Annotated in this window: 16 protein-coding genes; 10 read left to right on the forward strand and 6 right to left on the reverse strand. The window is 61.1% G+C overall.

The window, feature by feature from the left end; translation table 11 throughout:
• Positions 1 to 137: 137 nt before the first annotated feature.
• From E0D86_RS03740 to E0D86_RS03760, 5 genes are all read right to left on the reverse strand, one after another.
• Positions 138 to 1,037 carry a hydroxymethylglutaryl-CoA lyase gene (locus E0D86_RS03740; protein ID WP_131648610.1) on the reverse strand — a complete coding sequence of 300 codons (900 nt, stop codon included), beginning with the start codon at positions 1,035 to 1,037 and terminating at the stop codon, positions 138 to 140.
• Positions 1,038 to 1,271: 234 nt separating this feature from the next.
• Positions 1,272 to 3,260, reverse strand: a complete 1,989-nt coding sequence (locus E0D86_RS03745; protein ID WP_131648611.1) for an acetyl/propionyl/methylcrotonyl-CoA carboxylase subunit alpha — start codon at positions 3,258 to 3,260, stop codon at positions 1,272 to 1,274.
• Between the two features lie 274 nt (positions 3,261 to 3,534).
• Entirely contained in the window at positions 3,535 to 4,338 is an 804-nt protein-coding gene (locus tag E0D86_RS03750) for a gamma-carboxygeranoyl-CoA hydratase (protein WP_131648612.1), read from the reverse strand.
• A gap of 80 nt (positions 4,339 to 4,418) precedes the next feature.
• A complete protein-coding gene (locus E0D86_RS03755; protein WP_131648613.1) occupies positions 4,419 to 6,026 on the reverse strand; it encodes a carboxyl transferase domain-containing protein in 1,608 nt (535 codons plus the stop codon).
• Between the two features lie 153 nt (positions 6,027 to 6,179).
• A complete protein-coding gene (locus E0D86_RS03760; protein ID WP_131648614.1) occupies positions 6,180 to 7,343 on the reverse strand; it encodes an isovaleryl-CoA dehydrogenase in 1,164 nt (387 codons plus the stop codon).
• Between the two features lie 242 nt (positions 7,344 to 7,585).
• Here E0D86_RS03760 and E0D86_RS03765 point away from each other — a divergent pair, with 242 nt between their 5' ends.
• The 8 genes from E0D86_RS03765 (at position 7,586) to E0D86_RS03800 (ending at position 16,299) form a co-directional block, all read left to right on the forward strand.
• Positions 7,586 to 9,265 (forward strand): AMP-binding protein, encoded by a 1,680-nt coding sequence (locus E0D86_RS03765; protein ID WP_131648615.1) that lies wholly within the window; start codon positions 7,586 to 7,588, stop codon positions 9,263 to 9,265.
• Positions 9,266 to 9,314: 49 nt separating this feature from the next.
• Positions 9,315 to 9,908 carry a peroxidase-related enzyme gene (locus E0D86_RS03770; protein ID WP_131648616.1) on the forward strand — a complete coding sequence of 198 codons (594 nt, stop codon included), beginning with the start codon at positions 9,315 to 9,317 and terminating at the stop codon, positions 9,906 to 9,908.
• Between the two features lie 102 nt (positions 9,909 to 10,010).
• Positions 10,011 to 11,282, forward strand: a complete 1,272-nt coding sequence (locus E0D86_RS03775; RefSeq protein ID WP_131648617.1) for an OprD family porin — start codon at positions 10,011 to 10,013, stop codon at positions 11,280 to 11,282.
• Positions 11,283 to 11,530: 248 nt separating this feature from the next.
• Positions 11,531 to 12,304 (forward strand): ABC transporter ATP-binding protein, encoded by a 774-nt coding sequence (locus E0D86_RS03780; protein ID WP_131648618.1) that lies wholly within the window; start codon positions 11,531 to 11,533, stop codon positions 12,302 to 12,304.
• Positions 12,301 to 13,017 carry an ABC transporter ATP-binding protein gene (locus E0D86_RS03785; protein WP_131648619.1) on the forward strand — a complete coding sequence of 239 codons (717 nt, stop codon included), beginning with the start codon at positions 12,301 to 12,303 and terminating at the stop codon, positions 13,015 to 13,017. Before E0D86_RS03780 ends, E0D86_RS03785 begins: the two co-directional genes overlap by 4 nt.
• 97 nt (positions 13,018 to 13,114) lie before the next feature.
• On the forward strand, positions 13,115 to 14,329 hold the full coding sequence (locus tag E0D86_RS03790) for an ABC transporter substrate-binding protein (RefSeq protein ID WP_131648620.1): 1,215 nt from the start codon (positions 13,115 to 13,117) through the stop codon (positions 14,327 to 14,329).
• 69 nt (positions 14,330 to 14,398) lie between these two features.
• Entirely contained in the window at positions 14,399 to 15,286 is an 888-nt protein-coding gene (locus E0D86_RS03795) for a branched-chain amino acid ABC transporter permease (RefSeq protein ID WP_131648621.1), read from the forward strand.
• Positions 15,287 to 15,288: 2 nt separating this feature from the next.
• Entirely contained in the window at positions 15,289 to 16,299 is a 1,011-nt protein-coding gene (locus E0D86_RS03800; protein WP_131648622.1) for a branched-chain amino acid ABC transporter permease, read from the forward strand.
• Positions 16,300 to 16,477: 178 nt separating this feature from the next.
• Here the strand turns inward: E0D86_RS03800 and E0D86_RS03805 are convergent, their stop codons facing one another.
• Complete coding sequence (locus E0D86_RS03805) at positions 16,478 to 17,254, reverse strand: enoyl-CoA hydratase (RefSeq protein ID WP_131648623.1); 777 nt, start codon at positions 17,252 to 17,254, stop codon at positions 16,478 to 16,480.
• Between the two features lie 155 nt (positions 17,255 to 17,409).
• On the opposite strand from E0D86_RS03805, the gene E0D86_RS03810 reads away from it, so the two are divergent.
• Both E0D86_RS03810 and E0D86_RS03815 read left to right on the forward strand, forming a co-directional pair.
• A complete protein-coding gene (locus E0D86_RS03810; protein WP_131648624.1) occupies positions 17,410 to 18,300 on the forward strand; it encodes a LysR family transcriptional regulator in 891 nt (296 codons plus the stop codon).
• On the forward strand, positions 18,297 to 19,322 hold the full coding sequence (locus tag E0D86_RS03815; RefSeq protein WP_131648625.1) for an AraC family transcriptional regulator: 1,026 nt from the start codon (positions 18,297 to 18,299) through the stop codon (positions 19,320 to 19,322). Before E0D86_RS03810 ends, E0D86_RS03815 begins: the two co-directional genes overlap by 4 nt.
• Positions 19,323 to 19,518: the final 196 nt, after the last annotated feature.

The following is a 19,518-nucleotide window of genomic DNA, read 5'->3' on the forward strand; positions in this document are numbered from 1 at the left end:
GTGCTGACCTGTGGCGCCGGGTGTTACAGGTGCCGCTTTTGTGGGAGGCCCGACCTCGGGGCGAAGCTATTCTGCTTCAGGCGGACCTGCGGTCCGCATCGCCGCGAGGGCGCGCCTCCTACAAAAAAAGTGCGGCGTCAGGCGCCGCTGCGAGCCCGCCCGACCCGCGAGCCGTTGGGCCGCTCTAACAGATCGCTGATGCGTTGCCCTGCAGCGACCAGCGCGTCCAGATCGATACCCGTCTCGATGCCCAGCCCATTGAGCATGTAAAGCACATCTTCGCTGGCCACGTTGCCGCTGGCGCCCTTGGCGTAGGGGCAACCGCCGAGCCCGGCGACCGAGCTGTCGAACACGCAAACGCCCTCTAGCAGACTGGCATAGATATTAGCCAGCGCCTGGCCGTAGGTATCGTGGAAATGCCCGGCGAGCTTGTCGCGTGGTACTTCGCGGCTGACGGCGTCGATCAGCTGACGGGTTTTGCCCGGCGTGCCGGTGCCGATGGTGTCGCCCAGCGAAACCTCGTAGCAGCCCATGGCGAACAATTCGCGCGCCACGTGGGCGACGCGCTTCGGATCGATCTCGCCTTCGTAGGGGCAACCCAGCACGCAGGACACATAGCCGCGTACCTGAATGCCATTCTCACGTGCCGCTTCCATCAGCGGAGCGAAGCGCGCCAGGCTTTCCTCGATGGAGCAGTTGATGTTCTTCTGCGAGAACGCTTCGGACGCGGCACCGAACACCGCGACTTCGCGGACACCGGCTTCGATGGCCGCTTCGAGGCCTTTAAGGTTCGGCGTCAGGGCCGCATAGGTCACGCCGGGCTTCTGCCTGATCTGCGCGAAGACATCGGCCGAGCCGGCCATCTGCGGTACCCACTTGGGCGACACGAAGCTGCCGACCTCGATGTATTTCAGGCCGGCGGCACTGAGGTCGTCCACCAGCCGCACCTTGTCGGTGACGCTGATCGGCTGCTTTTCGTTCTGCAGCCCATCGCGCGGGCCGACTTCGACCAGGCGGACGTGTTTGGGCAGGTTCATAGAGGCTCCAGTGGCGACGTAGCGTCTTATTAGTTTCTGGTGGGCTGAAGCGGAACGCCGCCCGGCCCACCCTACGCGTCCGGTGGACCCAAGCGGAATACTTTCGTTACCACTCTACGGTGCTGTTTTCCGTAGGGTGGGCTTTAGCCCACCAATTGCCGGGCAATACGTGCCGTGTCACCGCTATGAGGGTGGGCCGGGCGGCGTTCCGTCCAGCCCACCAATCCGAACACGTCAGGCTTCCTCCATCTCCAGCAATACCGCGCCTTCGTTGACCATATCGCCTTCGGCGCAGAACAGGCTTTTGACCACACCGGCCTGCTGGCTTCTGATGCTGTGCTCCATTTTCATCGCTTCCAGCACGATCAGTGCGGTGCCAGCCTCGACGTTCTGGCCGGGCTCGACCAGCACGCGCACGATACTGCCGTTCATGGGCGCAGTAAGGCCGCCGTGATGTTGGTGGCTGGCCTCTGCTTCGGCAATGGGGTCGAAGGCGGTGACGGCTTGCAGTTCGCCGTTCCATTCCAGATAGAGCGTGCTGCCCTGGCGGATGGCTTTTGGCTGACGCAGGGCTTGTGTAGGAGCGAGCTTGCTCGCGAACCCTTCTCCGGTGGATGCCGCGCGCTCGGATTCGCGAGCAAGGACTGAGACCTTCCCGTCGCCCCTACGTGAGGCTGCGTCTACCTTTACCAGCCGGCTTTCGCCGTTGCACATCAGGTGCACACCAATTTGCGTCGGCATACCGAAGCGCAGGCCGTCGCGGCTGGCCCAAGGCGAATGGGCGTCGTCGCTCCGGACCCGAGCCGGTTCGGTCTGCACGAAGCGTTCACCGGCCAGCCGCCAGAATTCATCGGGTAACTCACCGGGTTTGCGCATCAGCTCCGCTTCGTGACGAGGGATGAAGCCGGTGTCCAGCTCAGCCGCCGCGAACGCGGGATGACCGATGACACGACGCAGGAAGGCGAGGTTGGTGCGCACGCCGCCTACGTAGGTCTCATTCAGCATGGCCAACAGGCGCAGACGAGCCTCTTCGCGGTTTTCACCCCAGGCGATCAGCTTGCCGAGCATTGGGTCGTAGAACGGTGAAACCGTATCGCCTTCGGCCACGCCGCTGTCGACGCGACGACCCGGACCGGCGGCAGATTCGCGGTACAGATTGAGCGTCCCGGTAGCGGGCAGGAAGTCGTTATCCGGGTCTTCGGCATACAGTCGCACTTCGATGGCGTGGCCGTTGAGCGGTACCTGATCCTGGCTGATCGGCAGCGGTTCGCCACGGGCGACGCGGATTTGCCAGGCGACCAGATCGAGACCGGTAATGGCTTCGGTGACAGGATGTTCGACCTGTAGGCGGGTATTCATCTCCATGAAGAAGAATTCGCCACGGGCGTCGAGCAGAAACTCAACCGTGCCGGCACCGACATAGCCGATGGCCTGCGCAGCCTTGACCGCCGCTTCGCCCATGGCTCGACGCAGCTCTGGAGACAGGCCCGGTGCTGGCGCTTCCTCGACGACTTTCTGGTGGCGGCGCTGGATCGAACAGTCGCGCTCGTTGAGATACAGGCAGTTGCCGTGCTGATCGGCGAATACCTGGATCTCCACATGGCGCGGCTTGAGCACGTATTTCTCGACCAGCATCCGCGAATCGCCGAACGAGGACTGGGCTTCACGCTGGGCCGATTGCAGCGCTTCGGCGAGATCCGCTTCACGCTCGACGACCTTCATTCCTTTACCGCCGCCGCCTGCGGTGGCCTTGAGCAGGACTGGATAACCGATCTTCTGCGCAGCGACACGGAAGGTTTCCACATCTTGGGCTTCGCCGTGATAGCCGGGCACCAGCGGCACACCGGCTTTTTCCATCAGCGCCTTCGCGGCGGATTTGCTGCCCATGGCGTCGATGGCGGAGGCGGGCGGGCCGAGGAAAACCAAGCCAGCGTCTTCGATGGCGCGGGCGAAATCGGCGTTTTCGGACAGGAAGCCATAGCCGGGGTGAATCGCCTGGGCACCGCTGGCCTTGGCGGCGGCGATCAGTTTTTCGATCTGCAGGTAGCTTTCCGCCGGCTTGGCGCCGCCGAGGTCGATGCGGATGTCGGCTTCGCGAGCATGCCGCGCGTCACGGTCGATGGCGCTGTGCACGGCAACGGTGGTCAGGCCCATGGCCTTGGCGGTGCGCATCACGCGGCAGGCGATCTCGCCGCGGTTGGCGACCAGGAGGGTGGTAATCATTGTTGTGGCTCCTGCGTGGCCTTGAATATGTTTCCCCTCACCCTAGCCCTCTCCCCAAAGGGGCGAGGGGATGACGGAGTGAGGCGGAGCAATGGTGTGGTGTGACAGCTGTTCGCGCGTCTGGTTAATGGCCAAAGGCGGGCTCGGTGTGACGGCGCAGCGCTGCCATCGTTGCTAGCTTGAGCTTGGGCCGACGTCGCGGTCCAAGCGCTACGCGAAACAACCCCCTCGCCCCCTTGGGGAGAGGGGGCGGAGTCCCAGACGAGCACCGACATCAAGCGTCCCCCAACCAGGCCGGTTTGCGCTTTTCCAGAAAGGCGTTCAGTCCTTCCTGGCCCTCGGGACTTACGCGGATGCGCGCAATGGCGTTTTCGGTGTAACGGCGCAGCGCCGGACTCAACGAAGCGCTGCTGGCTTCACGCATCAGGTCCTTGCTGGCGCGCATGGCCTGTGGGCTATTGAGCAGCAGATTGTCGATCCAGCTATCAAGACCATCGTCCAGTTCGGCCGTGGCATAGGTTTCGGACAACAAACCGAGCTCGCATGCGCGTTCGCCGCTGAAACGCTCTCCGGTCATGGCATAACGGCGCGTGGCGCGTTCGCCGATGGCCTTGACCACGAAGGGGCTGATCACCGCTGGTGCTAGGCCGATGCGCACCTCCGAAAGCGACAGCTGCGCGTCGTGAGCGCCGATGGCCATGTCGCAGCAGGCGATCAACCCGACTGCGCCGCCAAAGGCTGCGCCTTGCACCACCGCCAGCGTCGGCAGTTTGAGGTGGTAGAGGCTGTACATCAGTTCGGCCAGCTCGCGGGCGTCGGTGAGGTTGGCCTCGAAATCCAGTTTGGCCGACTGTTGCATCCAGGCGAGATCGGCGCCGGCCGAGAAGTGCTTGCCGCGACCACGCAATAGCAGGAAGCGCAGGTCCTTGTTCGCCTGCACCTGATCGATGGCCAGCACCAGCTCGCGGATCATCTCGGCATTGAAGGCGTTGTTCTTTTCCGGGCGGTCGAGCCAGAGGGTGGCGAAACCCTTGGCTGAGTATTCGAGTTCAATGGTTTGAAAGGAGGACGTGTTCATATCAGGTTCCTGCAGCGAAGGCCTACGGCCCTTTGCTGGAGGCGGGACGTCACGCCTCCAGCGTCGTTATCAGCTTTTTTCTACATGCGGAACACGCCAAAGCGGGTCGGCTCGATCGGTGCATTGAGACTGGCCGAAATTGCCAGGCCCAACAGGTCGCGGGTCTGCGCCGGATCGATGACGCCGTCATCCCACAACCGCGCACTGGAATAGTAGGGATGGCCCTGACGCTCGTACTGTTCGAGGATCGGCTGCTTGAGCTGCGTTTCTTCCTCATCGGAGAACGTTTGCCCGCTGCGCTCGGCTTGCTCGCGCTTGACCTGCACCAGCACGCCGGCAGCCTGTTCGCCGCCCATCACGCCGATGCGCGCGTTGGGCCACATCCACAGGAAACGCGGATCGTAGGCGCGCCCGCACATGCCGTAGTTGCCGGCGCCAAAGCTACCGCCGATGACGACGGTGAATTTCGGCACTTGGGCGCAGGCCACAGCAGTGACCAGCTTGGCGCCGTGCTTGGCGATGCCACCGGTTTCGTACTTCTGCCCGACCATAAAGCCGGTGATGTTCTGCAGGAACAACAGCGGAATGCCGCGCTGGCAGGCCAGTTCGATGAAGTGCGCACCTTTCTGCGCGGCCTCGGCGAAGAGGATGCCGTTGTTCGCCAGGATCGCGATCGGGTAGCCGTGCAACGTGGCGAAGCCGCAGACCAGCGTGGTGCCGAACAGTGCCTTGAACTCATCGAATTCGCTGCCGTCGACAAGTCGCGCGATCACCTCGCGCACATCGTAGGGCTGCTTGGCTTGGGCTGGAATCACACCGTAGAGCTCGTCCGCGGCATACAGTGGCGCTCGCGGCTGATGGGGCTGGACTGTGCCGAGCTTCCGCCAGTTGAGGTTCGCCACGCAGCGACGCGCAATGGCCAGCGCGTGCTCGTCGCTTTCGGCGTAATGGTCGGCCACGCCGGAGATCTTGCAGTGCACATCTGCGCCGCCCAGGTCCTCGGCGGTCACCACTTCGCCGGTGGCGGCTTTCACCAGCGGCGGGCCGGCCAAGAAGATGGTCGCCTGGTTGCGCACCATGATGGTTTCATCGGCCATTGCCGGCACGTACGCGCCGCCTGCAGTGCAGGAGCCCATCACCACCGCGAGCTGCGGGATGCCCATGGCGCTCATGTTGGCTTGGTTGAAGAAGATGCGGCCGAAGTGTTCTCGGTCGGGGAAGACCTCGTCCTGACGCGGCAGGTTGGCACCGCCGGAATCGACCAGGTAGATGCATGGCAGGCGATTCTGCTGGGCGATGGTCTGGGCGCGTAGGTGCTTTTTTACGGTGAGCGGGTAGTAGCTGCCGCCTTTTACTGTCGCGTCGTTGGCAATGATCATGCATTCGACGCCTTCGACCCGGCCAATGCCGGCGACCACGCCAGCGGCGGCGACGTCTTCACCGTACACCTCATAAGCAGCCAAAGGCGCGACCTCGAGAAAGGCCGAACCTGGGTCGAGGAGGGCGTTGATGCGATCACGCACCAGCAGTTTTCCGCGCGCGGCATGGCGTTGCTGGGCCTTTTCGCCGCCGCCTTCGCTGACGCGAATGAGCAGGCTGCGCAGGTTGTTCACCTGCTCGGCCATGGCTGCGCTGTTGGCCGCAAACTCCGGTGAGCGGGTGTTGATTTGGGTACGCAAGACGGCCATTCATTGTCTCCGATACTTGACACGCCGGAAGCTGGAAGCAGTCTGTAGGGTGGGCTTCAGTCCCGTAGGGTGGGCTTCAGCCCACCGCTGTGCCGGGGAATGTGGGCTGAAGCCCACCCTACCGATATCGCGTTCCGCCTCACCTGCTTTGTCTTATTTGGTTTCGTTAAACAGCTCGCGCCCAATCAGCATGCGGCGAATTTCGCTGGTGCCGGCGCCGATCTCGTAGAGCTTGGCGTCGCGCAACAAACGGCCAGTTGGGAACTCGTTGATGTAGCCGTTGCCGCCCAAAATCTGGATTGCCTGCAGGGCCATCTGCGTCGCCGCTTCGGCGGTGTAGAGGATGACGCCGGCGGCGTCCTTGCGGGTGGTCTCGCCCCGGTCGCAGGCCTGGGCCACCGTGTATAGATAGGCGCGGCTGGCGTTGAGCTGGGTGTACATGTCGGCGACCTTGCCCTGGATGAACTGGAACTCGCCGATGCTCTGGCCAAACTGCTTGCGGTCGTGGATGTAGGGCACCACCACGTCGAGGCAGGCCTGCATGATCCCAACCGGGCCACCTGCGAGTACCACACGCTCGTAGTCCAGCCCGCTCATCAGCACCTTGACGCCGCCGTTCTCGACGCCCAGTACGTTCTCTTCCGGTACTTCAACGTCGTCGAAGAACAGCTCGCAAGTGTTGGAGCCGCGCATGCCGAGCTTGTCGAACTTGTTGCCGCGCGAAAAGCCCTTCCAGTCGCGCTCGACGATGAAGGCGGTGATGCCGTGCGGGCCCTTTTCCAGGTCGGTCTTGGCGTAGATCACGTAGGTGTTGGCATCCGGGCCGTTGGTGATCCAGGTCTTGCTGCCGTTGAGCACGAAGCGGTCGCCTTTGCGATCGGCGCGCAGCTTCATCGAAACCACGTCGGACCCAGCGTTTGGCTCGCTCATCGCCAGCGCGCCAACGTGTTCGCCGGAGACCAGCTTGGGCAGATATCGGGCCTTCTGCTCTGCGGTGCCGTTGCGGTTGATCTGGTTGACGCAGAGGTTGGAATGCGCGCCATAGGACAGCCCCACCGAGGCCGAACCTCGGCTGATTTCCTCGAGCGCGATGACGTGCGCCAGATAACCCATTCCAGCGCCGCCGTATTCCTCGTCTATGGTGATACCGAGCAAGCCCATGTCGCCGAACTTGCGCCACATGTCGTTGGGGAACAGGTTGTCACGGTCGATGGACTCGGCGCGCGGCGCTACTTCGTCGGCAACGAATCCGCGTACCTGATCGCGCAGCATGTCGACGGTTTCACCAAGGGCAAAGTTGAGTCCGGAATAATTCATGTCGCCACCTGCTGTCTTGTAATTGTTCTGATCGATGGTGCCGCGCGCCGGGGGGGAATGGATTCACCCGACGTTCGGCCCCGCTCTTACTGCATTCCGACACCTGTTTTAGCGGTAGGGTGCGGTGGGTTGTCACGCTGTTACCTTTACGTTAACGTAACCAATGCCCGGAATGACTGTCAACACTCCAGCCTCCGGGAATGCAAGGCCTCATAACAAACATAAGACTGAGGAGTTTCGACATGAGTCTTCCGAGCTATACCTGCGGACCGCAGACCAAACCCCTGTTGGCAATGACCATTGGTGCGGCGTTCGACCGGACAGTCGAGCGGTTCTCCGACCGTGAGGCCTTGGTCGTGCGTCATCAGAACCTGCGCTACACCTGGGCGCAGTTGGCCGAAGAAGTGGATCGCTGTGCGCGCGGCTTGCTGGCGCTCGGCCTTCAGCCAGGGGACCGGCTGGGCATCTGGTCGCCGAACAACGCGCAGTGGTGCATCACCCAGTTCGCAACGGCGAAAGTGGGCGTGGTGCTGGTGAACATCAACCCGGCCTATCGCCTCAACGAACTCGAATACGCGCTCAAGCAATCCGGCTGCCGCTGGCTGATTTGCGCCGATGCTTTCAAGACGTCCGACTACCACGCGATGCTCCATGAGCTTCTACCGGAGCTCGAGCGCTCCGCGGTGGGCGCCTTGCAAAGCCATATGTTGCCGGAGCTGCGCGGCGTGATCAGCCTGTGCGACAAACCGGTGGATGGCATGCTGCTGTGGAAAGGTCTGATGGAGATGGCCGAAGGCGTCGGCCCCGAGCAGCTGCGTCAATGCGGCGAGCAGCTGCAGTTCGACGATCCGATCAACATCCAGTACACTTCCGGCACTACGGGCTTCCCCAAGGGTGCCACGCTCAGCCACTACAACATCCTCAACAACGGCTACATGGTCGGTGAAAGCCTGAAACTCACCGAGCATGACCGGCTGGTGATCCCGGTGCCGCTGTATCACTGCTTCGGCATGGTGATGGGCAACCTGGGTTGCGTGACCCACGGCACCACAATGATTTACCCGAGCGCGGCCTTCGAACCGCTCGCCGCCCTTCAAGCCGCCGCCGAAGAGAAAGCCACGGGCATGTATGGCGTGCCGACCATGTTCATCGCCATGCTCGACCATCCGGAGCGTCAGTCACTGGACCTGAGCCATCTGCGCACCGGGATCATGGCCGGCTCCACTTGCCCGATCGAAGTGATGAAGCGTGTCATCGACGATATGCACCTCAATGAAATGCAGATCGCCTACGGCATGACCGAGACCAGCCCGGTATCGACTCAGACCGCTGCTGACGACGATCTGGAGCGCCGTGTCACCAGCGTCGGACGCACACAGCCGCACCTGGAGAGCAAGGTGGTAGACGAGCACAACCGCATCGTCCCGCGCGGACAAATCGGCGAGCTTTGCACCCGCGGTTACAGCGTAATGCTGGGCTACTGGAACAACCCCGAAGCGACGGCTGGCGCCATCGACGGTGCGCGTTGGATGCATACCGGCGACCTGGCAATCATGGACGACGAGGGCTATCTCAAGATCGTCGGGCGCAACAAGGACATGATCATTCGTGGCGGCGAGAACGTGTATCCGCGCGAGGTCGAGGAGTTTCTCTTCACTCATCCAGCCGTCGCGGACGTTCAGGTGATCGGGGTGCCGGACAAGACCTACGGCGAAGAGATCGTCGCCTGGGTCAAGCTGCATCCGGGGCACGAAGCCAGTTCCGACGATCTGCGTGATTTCTGCAAAGGCAAGATTGCGCATTTCAAGACTCCACGACACTTCAAGTTCGTCGATGACTTCCCCATGACCATCAGCGGCAAGGTGCAGAAATTTCGCATGCGCGAAGTAAGCGTGGCCGAGCTCGGGCTCGCTGAACAATAAGAATTGCTGGCAGGCCCAGCCGCTGCATGTCCGGATAAGGAGTTAGCCGATGACTCAAGCAATCAGTCGCTTTCCGCTGGTCGACGACCTGGATGCGCTGCCTGCCGATGTGCGTGAGCGCATTCTGGCGGTGCAGGAAAAAGCAGGCTTCGTACCCAACGTCTTCGTGATGTTGGCTCATCGCCCCGATGAATTACGCGCGTTCTTCAGCTATCACGATGCTTTGATGGAAAGGGAGTCCGACAGCCTGACCAAGGCGGAAAAGGAAATGATCGTGGTGGCCGTGAGCGCCGATCACGGTTGCCTGTATTGCGTGGTGGCCCATGGCGCGATCCTGCGCATTCTGGCCAAGGACGCGCTGATCGCCGACCAGATCGCGGTCAACTATCGCACGGCGCCGATCAGTGAGCGTCAGCGGGTGATGCTCGATTTTGCTCTGCATCTGGCTGCGCAGCGCGGCGTGCTGGACGACATTTGGCAGGCGCGCCTGGAAGAACTGGGCTTCACTTTGGATGACATCTGGGATATCGGTTCGATTGCGGCGCTGTTCGGCCTTTCCAACCGTCTGGTGTCGATGGCGCGTACGCCGCCTAACGATGAATTCTATTTGCTGGGTCGGGTACCCAGGGCTGCCGCAGGCTGAGCGGCAGCGATCGATTTACCGCAACGCGGTAAAGCCCGACCGGTCGGAGCGAGGCCGGTCGTAACAGCTGCATCAACCAAGACAATAACAAGAGAGATGACTATGCAACTGAAACCCCTAAGCCGTTTCTTCGTCTTCAGTAGCCTGGCGGCCACCGCGTTGGGCATGTCGACGACGGCATCAGCCGCGTTTTTCGACGACAGCAAAGCGGCCATCGAGCTGCGCAACTTTTACATGAACCGCGATTTTCGCGGCAGCGAGTCCACCCAGGCCAAGGCCGAGGAATGGGCCCAAGGCTTCATTCTGAAATTCGAGTCCGGCTACACCGAAGGCCCGATCGGCTTTGGTGTCGATGCCCTCGGTCTGCTTGGCGTCAAACTCGACTCCAGCCCGGATCGTACGGGTACCGGAATTCTGCAGCGAGACAGGGAGGCGCCTAACCGCGCTCAGGACGATTACGGCACGGCAGGCCTTACAGCCAAAGCAAAGATGTCCAACACGACTGTCCATGTCGGGACACTGCAGCCGATCATTCCGGTGGTGATGCGCAACGACAGCCGCCTGTTGCCCAACATCTACCGCGGCGCCTGGTTGCAGAGCAAGGAACTCGAAGGCCTGACCGTTGACGTGGGCATGCTCGACCGCGTCAGCTACCGCGACTCTTCGGATTACGAAGAAATGGCGGTGTTCAACGGCGGTTCGAGAAATATCGTATTGGGCAGCACGGCGACCAGCGACGAATTCGTCTTCGCTGGCGGCCGTTACCAGTTCACTCCAGAACTGACCGGCAGCTACTACTACGGCGGGCTGGATGGCATCTACGACCAGCACAACTTCAACGTCGTGCACGTGCTGCCGATCGGTGATAACCAGAGCTTCAAGACCGATCTGCGCTACGTGCGCTCCACCGACGATGGCGGCAGCAACGTCGACAACAACGCCTTCGGCGCGCTCTTCACCTACAAGATCGGTGGCCATGGCTTCACTGGCGGCTATCAGAAGATGAGTGGCGATACCGGTTTCGCCTACATCAGCGGCGGCGATAACTCGCTGATCAATCTGCTGCAGATCAATGACTTCGGTAACGAAGATGAGAAGTCATGGCAGGTTCGCTATGACTATGACTTCGCTGCCATGGGCATTCCCGGTCTGAGTCTGATGACCCGCTACGTGACCGGTGACAACGTCAACGTCGTCGGCCGTGCCAGCGAAGGCAAGGAATGGGAACGCGACACTGACATCGCCTATGTGATTCAGAGCGGACCGATGAAGAACCTTGGCCTGAAAGTGCGCAACGCGACCGTACGCAGTAATTTCGGCAGCAATATAGACGAAACCCGGCTGATCCTGAGCTACACCATGGCGCTGTGGTAACAGCGCAGCGTTTGTTTCAAATACCTCCTCGTTGATCGATTTACCGGGCTGTTGTAGCCCGGTTTTTTTCGGCTACCTTCAATGGGGATTCGCCCCATGGCGTGGCAAAAAAACGGGTCATTCCGATCAATCGATCGTTTGAAATTGGAGCTTGCCTGCTGATCGAAACGATTGTTATCGTTTACGTAAAGGTCATCCAGCGACCTGCGCCATAACCAACAACAATAATCAGGGTTAGAGGGCATTCCATGGCACCAGAGTTCGTGCTGGAAACGCGCGGTTTAACCAAGGAATTTCGCGGCTTCACCGCAGTGGATTCCGTTGATCTTCGCGTTCAGAAGGGTCACATCCACGCGCTGATCGGCCCGAACGGCGCCGGCAAGACCACCGTCTTCAATCTCCTCACCAAATTTCTGAAGCCCACTCGCGGCGACATTCTCTATCGCGGCAAATCCATCACCGCCATGAAGGCCAACGAAATCGCCCGGCTCGGACTGGTGCGTTCGTTTCAGATTTCAGCGGTATTCGGCCATATGACAGTGCTGGAGAACGTGCGGGTAGCGCTGCAGCAAAAGCTCGGCAACTCGTACCACTTCTGGAAATCCGAGCGAACGTTGCGCGATCTGGATGAGCGCGCCATGCAACTGCTGGCTGACGTGGACCTGCAATCCTTTGCCCAGACGCTCGCCATCGAACTGCCCTACGGTCGCAAGCGCGCCCTCGAACTGGCAACCACGCTGGCCCTGGACCCGGTCGTGCTGCTGCTCGATGAGCCCACTCAGGGAATGGGCGGCGAGGATGTCGATATGGTCGTTGCGCTGGTCCGCCGAGCGGCGGCGAACCGAACGGTGCTGATGGTCGAGCACAACCTCAGTGTGGTCAGCCGCCTCTGCGACCGCATCACGGTGCTCGCTCGCGGTGCCGTGCTGGCCGAGGGCGACTACGAGACCGTTTCGGCCAACCCACAGGTACGCGAGGCTTACATGGGTAGCGAAGCCACCGTAGAGGAGGCGCATCCATGACGCCCATGGCCGATCGCGACCAGCTGCGGCTGGATGACCTGCATGCGTTCTATGGCGAGTCCCACATCCTTCATGGCGTCGACATGGTAGTCGGACGGGGAGAGCTGGTGACGTTGCTCGGGCGTAACGGCTCCGGACGAAGCACCACCTTGCGCGCCATCATGAACATGGTCGGCCGCCGCACCGGCTCGATCGTGGTCAACGGCAACGAAACCATCGGCATACCCGCCCACCAGATTCCGCGGCTGGGCGTCGGCTATTGCCCGGAAGAGCGGGGCATCTTTTCCAGTCTGAGCGTCGAGGAAAACCTACTGCTACCACCCACGGTTCGCAGCGGCGGCATGGGGCTGGACGAGCTGTACGAAATGTTCCCCAACCTCTATGAGCGCCGTTTCAGCCAAGGCACGCGGTTGTCCGGCGGGGAACAGCAGATGCTGGCCATGGCGCGCATCCTGCGTACCGGCGCCAATCTGTTATTGCTCGATGAAATCACCGAAGGCCTCGCACCGGTGATCGTGCAGAAGCTTGGCGAGGTGCTGATCAAGTTGAAGAAGCGCGGCTTGACCATCGTTCTGGTGGAGCAGAACTTCCGCTTCGCGGCACCCCTGGCGGACCGTCACTACGTGATGGAGCATGGCCAGATCATCGAAGAAATAAGCGCCGCCGAACTGGATTCGAAAAAGGAGTTTTTGAACAGCTGTCTAGGGGTCTGACGGGCCTCTTTGTCAGGAAGGCATGCCGGGTTGAAGTGCGCACCGGCGTGCTTATCAATAAAGGGCAAAACAACAAAAACAATCACAGTGAGTGACTATGAAAATCATCAAGAAAACTGCAGCTGCCGTTCTGGTTTCGAGCATGATCGCCGGCGCCGCCCAGGCGGAAATCAGCAACGACGAAATTCGTATCGGCTATCTCGCCGACATGTCCGGCACCTACCGTGACCTGTCCGGCCCGGGCGGTCTCGAAGCGCTGAAAATGGCCATCGAGGATTTCGGCGGCAGTGTCGATGGTAAGAAGATCGTGACCTTCAACGCCGATGATTTGAACAAGCCGGACGTGGGCGCCAACACCGTGCGCCAGTGGATCGATGAGCGCAACGTCGACATGGTCACCGGCATGGTGGCTAGCTCCGTGGTGCTGGCAGCCAGCAAGGTGGTGGAGCAGGGCGGCAAGCTTGCCTTGATCTCGGGTGCCGCCGCATCGAGCATCACCAACGAGTTCTGCTCGCCCAACCACATTCACTGGACGTATGACACCTTCGCGCTGGCCAACGGAACCGCCAATGCCGTGCTCAAGGACGGTGGCAAGAGCTGGTTCATCCTCACCGCTGACTACGCATTCGGCCATGCCATGGAGACGGATATCAAGAAGGTGGTCGAGGCTGAGGGCGGCAGCGTGGTCGGCACCGTTCGCCATCCATTCCCGAGCAGCGATTTCTCGTCCTACATTCTGCAGGCACAGGGTTCTGGCGCCGATGTGATCGCACTGGCCAACGCCGGCGCCGACACCGTCAACTCGCTGAAGACCGCCAGTGAATTCGGCGTGACTCAGTCTGGGCAGCGTCTGGCCGGCATGGTGGTGTTCCTCAACGACATTCACGCCATGGGGCTTGAAGTGACTCAGGGCCTGATGCTGACGACTGGCTGGTACTGGGACATGAACGAGGAAACGCGTGCCTGGGCTAAGCGCTACGAAGAGCGCATGGGCAGCATGCCGACCATGGTTCATGCCGGCATCTACTCGGCGACCACCCATTACCTGAACGCTGTGAAAGAGACCGGCAGCGACGACACCGAAACCGTTCGCGCGCAGATGGCCAAGACGCCGGTCAATGACATGTTCGCCAAGAACGGCACCATCCGCGAGGACGGCCGCATGGTCCACGACATGTACCTGGTACAGGTCAAGACACCGGCCGAATCCAAGGGCGAGTGGGACCTCTATAAAATCGTCAGCACCATCCCGGGCGACGTGGCGTTCCGCCCACTCTCCGAAAGTCAGTGCAAGCTGGTTACCAAGAACTGACCGGCCGGACCCGAGCCATCCCCGGTCGCCGATGGCCGGGGCGTCACGGACTTTTCTGGGTAGTGAATCATGACTCTCGTTTTCGGCGTCCCCCTGAGTGTGTTGTTCGGGCAGTTGCTGCTCGGTCTGATCAACGGGTCGTTCTATGCGCTGCTGAGCCTTGGTCTGGCGATCATCTTCGGCCTGCTGCGTATCATCAATTTCGCCCATGGCGCGCAATACATGCTGGGCGCCTTCGCAGCCTTTCTCGGGCTGAACTACCTGGGCATCAATTACTGGGCAGCGCTGCTGCTGGCGCCGCTATTGATCGGTTTGCTGGGGATGGGGATCGAACGCGGCCTACTGCGACGCATCGCCGGTGAAGACCACTTGTATGGCCTGCTGTTGACGTTCGGCCTGGCGCTGATCGTTGAAGGCAGCTTCGTCAAACTCTTCGGCGTATCGGGCTCGTCCTATCCGATGCCTGAAATGCTCAAAGGCGGGCATAACTTGGGCTTCATGTTCCTGCCGACCTACCGTGGCTGGGTCATCGTCGCCGCGCTGACGGTGTGCTTCGCTACCTGGTACATGATCGAGCGGACCCGCCTGGGCTCTTATCTACGCGCTGGTACGGAAAATCCTAAGTTGATGCAGGCATTCGGTATCAACGTGCCGCTGCTGATCACCCTGACCTATGGCTACGGTGTGGCGCTGGCTGCCTTCGCCGGCGTGCTGGCGGCGCCGATCTATGCGGTAACGCCCGGCATGGGCTCGAATCTGCTGATCGTGGTGTTCGCGGTGGTGGTGATCGGAGGCATGGGCTCGATCATGGGCGCAATCATTACCGGCCTTGCCATGGGGCTGATCGAGGGTTTGACCAAAGTGTTCTACCCAGAGGCGGCAAACACGGTGATCTTTGTGATCATGGTTCTGGTCCTGCTTGTTCGTCCGGCAGGTCTGTTCGGTAAGGAGGCATGAACATGTCGACTCAGGAAAGCGTTCAAGCGTCTCCGATGACCATCCGTGCAAATGCCGAGCGTGAGCGCCGCCGTGCTGCGCGGCGGCGCCAGAACATCTTCTATCTGGTCCTGCTGGGTGTGGCGCTGGTCGCGCCGATGATGGTCTACCCCGTGTTTCTGATGAAATTCTTGTGCTTCGCACTGTTTGCCTGTGCGTTCAACCTGCTGCTGGGATATGCCGGGTTGTTGTCCTTTGGACATGCGGCTTTTTTCGCCTGCGGCGGTTATATCACCGGCTACATGCTCAGCACCTACAGCGGACTGAGCACAGAACTCGGCATCCTGGTCGGAACTCTGGCATCTACGGTACTAGGCGTGATTTTCGGGCTGCTGGCGATTCGCAGACAGGGCATCTATTTCGCGATGATCACCCTGGCCCTGGCACAAATGGTCTTCTTCGTCTTCGTCCAGGCGCCGTTCACCGGCGGTGAAAACGGCATGCAGGGGGTTCCGCGTGGACACCTGTTTGGGCTGTTCGACATGCAGAACAACATGTCCCTGTATTACTTCGTGCTGGCGGTGTTCGTGCTTGGCTTCGCGATCATCCAGCGCACCATCCATTCGCCCTATGGGCAGGTGCTCAAGGCGATCCGCGAGAACGAGCCGCGGGCGGTATCGCTGGGCTACAACGTCGATGCGCACAAACTGCTCGCGTTCGTTATCTCCGCAGCGCTCACCGGGCTGGCTGGCTCGACCAAGACGGTGGTGTTCCAGCTCGCCTCCTTGACCGATGCCCACTGGCACATGTCTGGCGAAGTGATCCTGATGACGCTGCTGGGCGGCGTTGGCACGCTCCTCGGGCCGATAGTCGGAGCGACCGTGGTGGTGACGCTGCAAAGCTCGCTATCCAGCGGCCCGCTGGGCGAGTGGGTGCATGTGATTCTCGGCGTGATCTTCGTACTGTGCGTGCTGCTGTTCCGCTCCGGCATCGTTGGCTGGTTGGAAAAGCTGATCAAGCGCAACTTCAAATAGCTGGAGGCTGGAGTCCGACCTGGGTGCAACCCATCGCGGTTGGGACTGATGGTTGGTGATCCCCGTGCTCTGGGTGGAAATTCCGGCTGACGCTTCGCTCCCCCAGATGCAGGGCGTCGAGGGGAGCGAGGGAACGACGAAAACAGCCAAAGCCCCGCATGCGCGGGGCCGGATCGGCTCAGGCGTTCTGCCATTTGGCGCTGCGCTTCTCCAGGAACGCGTTGACGCCTTCTTTCTGGTCCTGCGTATCGAAGAGTTCGGCAAACAGCTCGCGTTCGGCGGCCCAGCCGGCGGATTGCGGCGCCTGCCGGGCGTTCATCACCAGACGCTTGCAGCGGCTGACTGAGGAGGGGCTTTGTGCGCTGACGCCTTCGGCGAGTTGGAGCGCGACCTCCAGCGACTGCCCGCGCGGCACTACTTCTTCGACCAGGCCGATCTTTTCCGCTTTCTGAGCATTAATGCGTTCGCCACAAAGGATCATCCGCTTGGCCCAGCCTTCGCCGACCAGCCAGGGCAGGTTCTGCGTGCCGCCGGCACAGGGCAGCAGTCCTACCTTGGCTTCAGGCAACGCCATTTGCGCATGCTCTTCGGCGATACGGATATCGCACGCCAGCGCGCATTCCAGGCCGCCGCCCATGGCATAGCCATTGATGGCGGCGATGGACACACCGCGGAAATGGCTCAGCGCCTCGAAGGCCCGACCGAACAACGCGGCGACTTCCTGAGCGCTCTGCTTGTTTCCATCGGCAAATTGATTGAGGTCGGCACCGGCGGAGAAAAACTTTTCGCCCTGGCCGGTGATCACCAGCGCGTACACGTTCGGATCATCGTTGAGGCGCTCGATCATCTGTTCTAGAGCGGCCAGCGATTCCCGATCCCAGGTATTCGCTGGTGGGTTGGCAATGGTTAGCAAGGCCGTGTGGTCGCGCATTTCGAGCTGGATCTTCTGGCTCATGTCGGTTCCTTCTTGTTGGAATGATCGGTAGGCGATACAGCGCTCGATGAACGAGCCTAGCAGCGTAAAAATAGTAAACCCATGGTGCGAAATGCAGAGGTATTCTGTGTTTTTGCACAAGTCGGCACGCTCAAGCCAACTGGATGGAGCCTGAAGTGGATTGGGACAACCTGCGTTTCTTTCTTGAACTCTCCCGGGCGGGCAAGCTGACCGTCGCTGCGCGACGCCTGGCCGTCGATCACACGACGGTGGCGCGACGCGTGCAGGCACTGGAGAAAACCCTGGACCGGCAACTGTTCATTCGAGCCAAGGCGGGCTATCGACTGTCCGAAGCCGGTCGCGAATTGTTGGTGCAAGCCGAGGCAATGGAAAGCGCCATTACCTCGATCGAACAACCGAGCCTGAGCGCCGACAAGCTGTCCGGCCAGGTACGCATCGGCGCGACCGAAGGCTACGGCACTGTGATGTTGGCCGGTCAGTTGGCCAATCTCACCCGCGACTATCCGCACCTTGGCGTGGATTTGCTAGCGGTCCCGCGTTCGGTGCGGCTGGCGCGGCATGAGGCCGATATCGTCGTCACGTTGGAGCGCCCGGAGCGAGGCCCCTATGTGATCACCAAACTGACCGATTACGTGTTGCGGCTCTACGCATCGGAGGCTTATCTCGCGCAGCACCCGCCGATTCGCAGTCGGGACGATCTGAGCAACCACGTATTCGTCAGCTATATCGAGGACCTGCTCTACAGTAAGGAGCTGAACTTCCTCGATGAAATCATGCGGCCGCGCCAGCACTCGCTGCGCAGCACCAGCATTCTTGCGCAGCAGGAAGCCGTTGCGGCCGGCGCTGGGCTGGCGATCCTGCCGGTGTTTGCCGCACGCAAGGAGCCCTTGCTGAAGGAGGTGCTGGTCGAGGAGATCGAGTTCACCCGCACCTTCTGGATGCTGATGCCGGTTGAGAACAAGGACCTGGCTAGGATGCGCGTGTGCTGGGATTTCCTTCGTGAGGTCGCCGCCAGCAGCCAGGATCAGATGATGGGGCGAGCATGATGCGCGAGGACAAGGGCACCATTTCCGTACGGCTGGTGGAAGAAGCGCTGAGGGCCTTCATGACGCCAACGCAGACGGCCACTGTGCTGCTGCACGCTCTGGATGTTTCACCGATCGACCTTGATGACTCGGCGGCGCGGGTCGACGTGGTCGAATACAGCAAGCTGTGGCGTCGTCTGGCGCGGCGCTTCGATGACGAGTTCTTCGGCATGGATTCACGGCGGATGCGTACGGGCAGCTTTGCCTTCGTTGCGCGTGCGGCCATGGCACAGCCGACGCTCGACGGTGCGCTGCGGCTGGCGCTGGATTTTTTCGGCCTGACCTTGGAGCATTTTCGCGGTGCGTTGCACCGTAGCGAGAGTCTGGCCGAGGTCGTACTGCTGGAACGCACGGATTCAACGCCGCTCCGCGCTTTCACGTACTTCACGTTCTGGATGTTGGTGCACGGCCTGGCGTGCTGGCTGATCGGGCGGCGCATCCCGCTGCTGGCTGTGGAGCTGCGCTGCGACGAACCGACCTATACCGATGATTATCGAGTGATGTTCTCCGACAACCTGCGTTTCGCCAGGCCAAGTACACGGATCATATTTGCCGCCGAGATGCTGGACCTGCCGGTGCGACGCAGCGAGCAGGAACTGCATGACTTTCTGGCTCATGCTCCGGCCAACATCCTGGTCAAATACCGCGACACCACCAGCCTCGCCAGCCGCATCAAGGCGCAGCTGCGCGAGCTGCCGGCAGATCGATGGCCGACCAGCGAATTGCTCGCACAGACGCTGTGCGTTTCCCCTTCGACGTTGCGTCGGCGATTGGCCGAAGCCGGAATGCCATACCAGGCGATCAAGGATCTAGTACGTCAGGAGATGGCCACGCTGTGGTTGGCAGACGCCGGTATCACCTACGCCGAAATCGCCGAGCGCCTCGGTTTCGCCGATGTCAGCTCGTTCTATAAGGCGTTCCGCAAGTGGACCGGTACGAATCCAGGCCAGTATCGTGGGTTGATCCTCCGCGCCGATGAATAGGCCAAGCGTGTTCCTGTAGAAGCAATGAACGTCGTGCTGCAAGATCTGATGGTGCTCCAACCACCCTTGTCTTGGGACAACCAGCGCTGCTGCTGACTACTCCGTCTCGTCGTCAAACCCCGCCTGATACGTCTGGCTACCGGCTCCCTCGCCCCGTTGGGGAGTGGGCTGGGGTAAGGGAACAAGGCTGAGCTAT

It is taken from the genome of Pseudomonas sp. IC_126, from assembly GCF_004331835.1.
GTDB lineage: Bacteria > Pseudomonadota > Gammaproteobacteria > Pseudomonadales > Pseudomonadaceae > Stutzerimonas.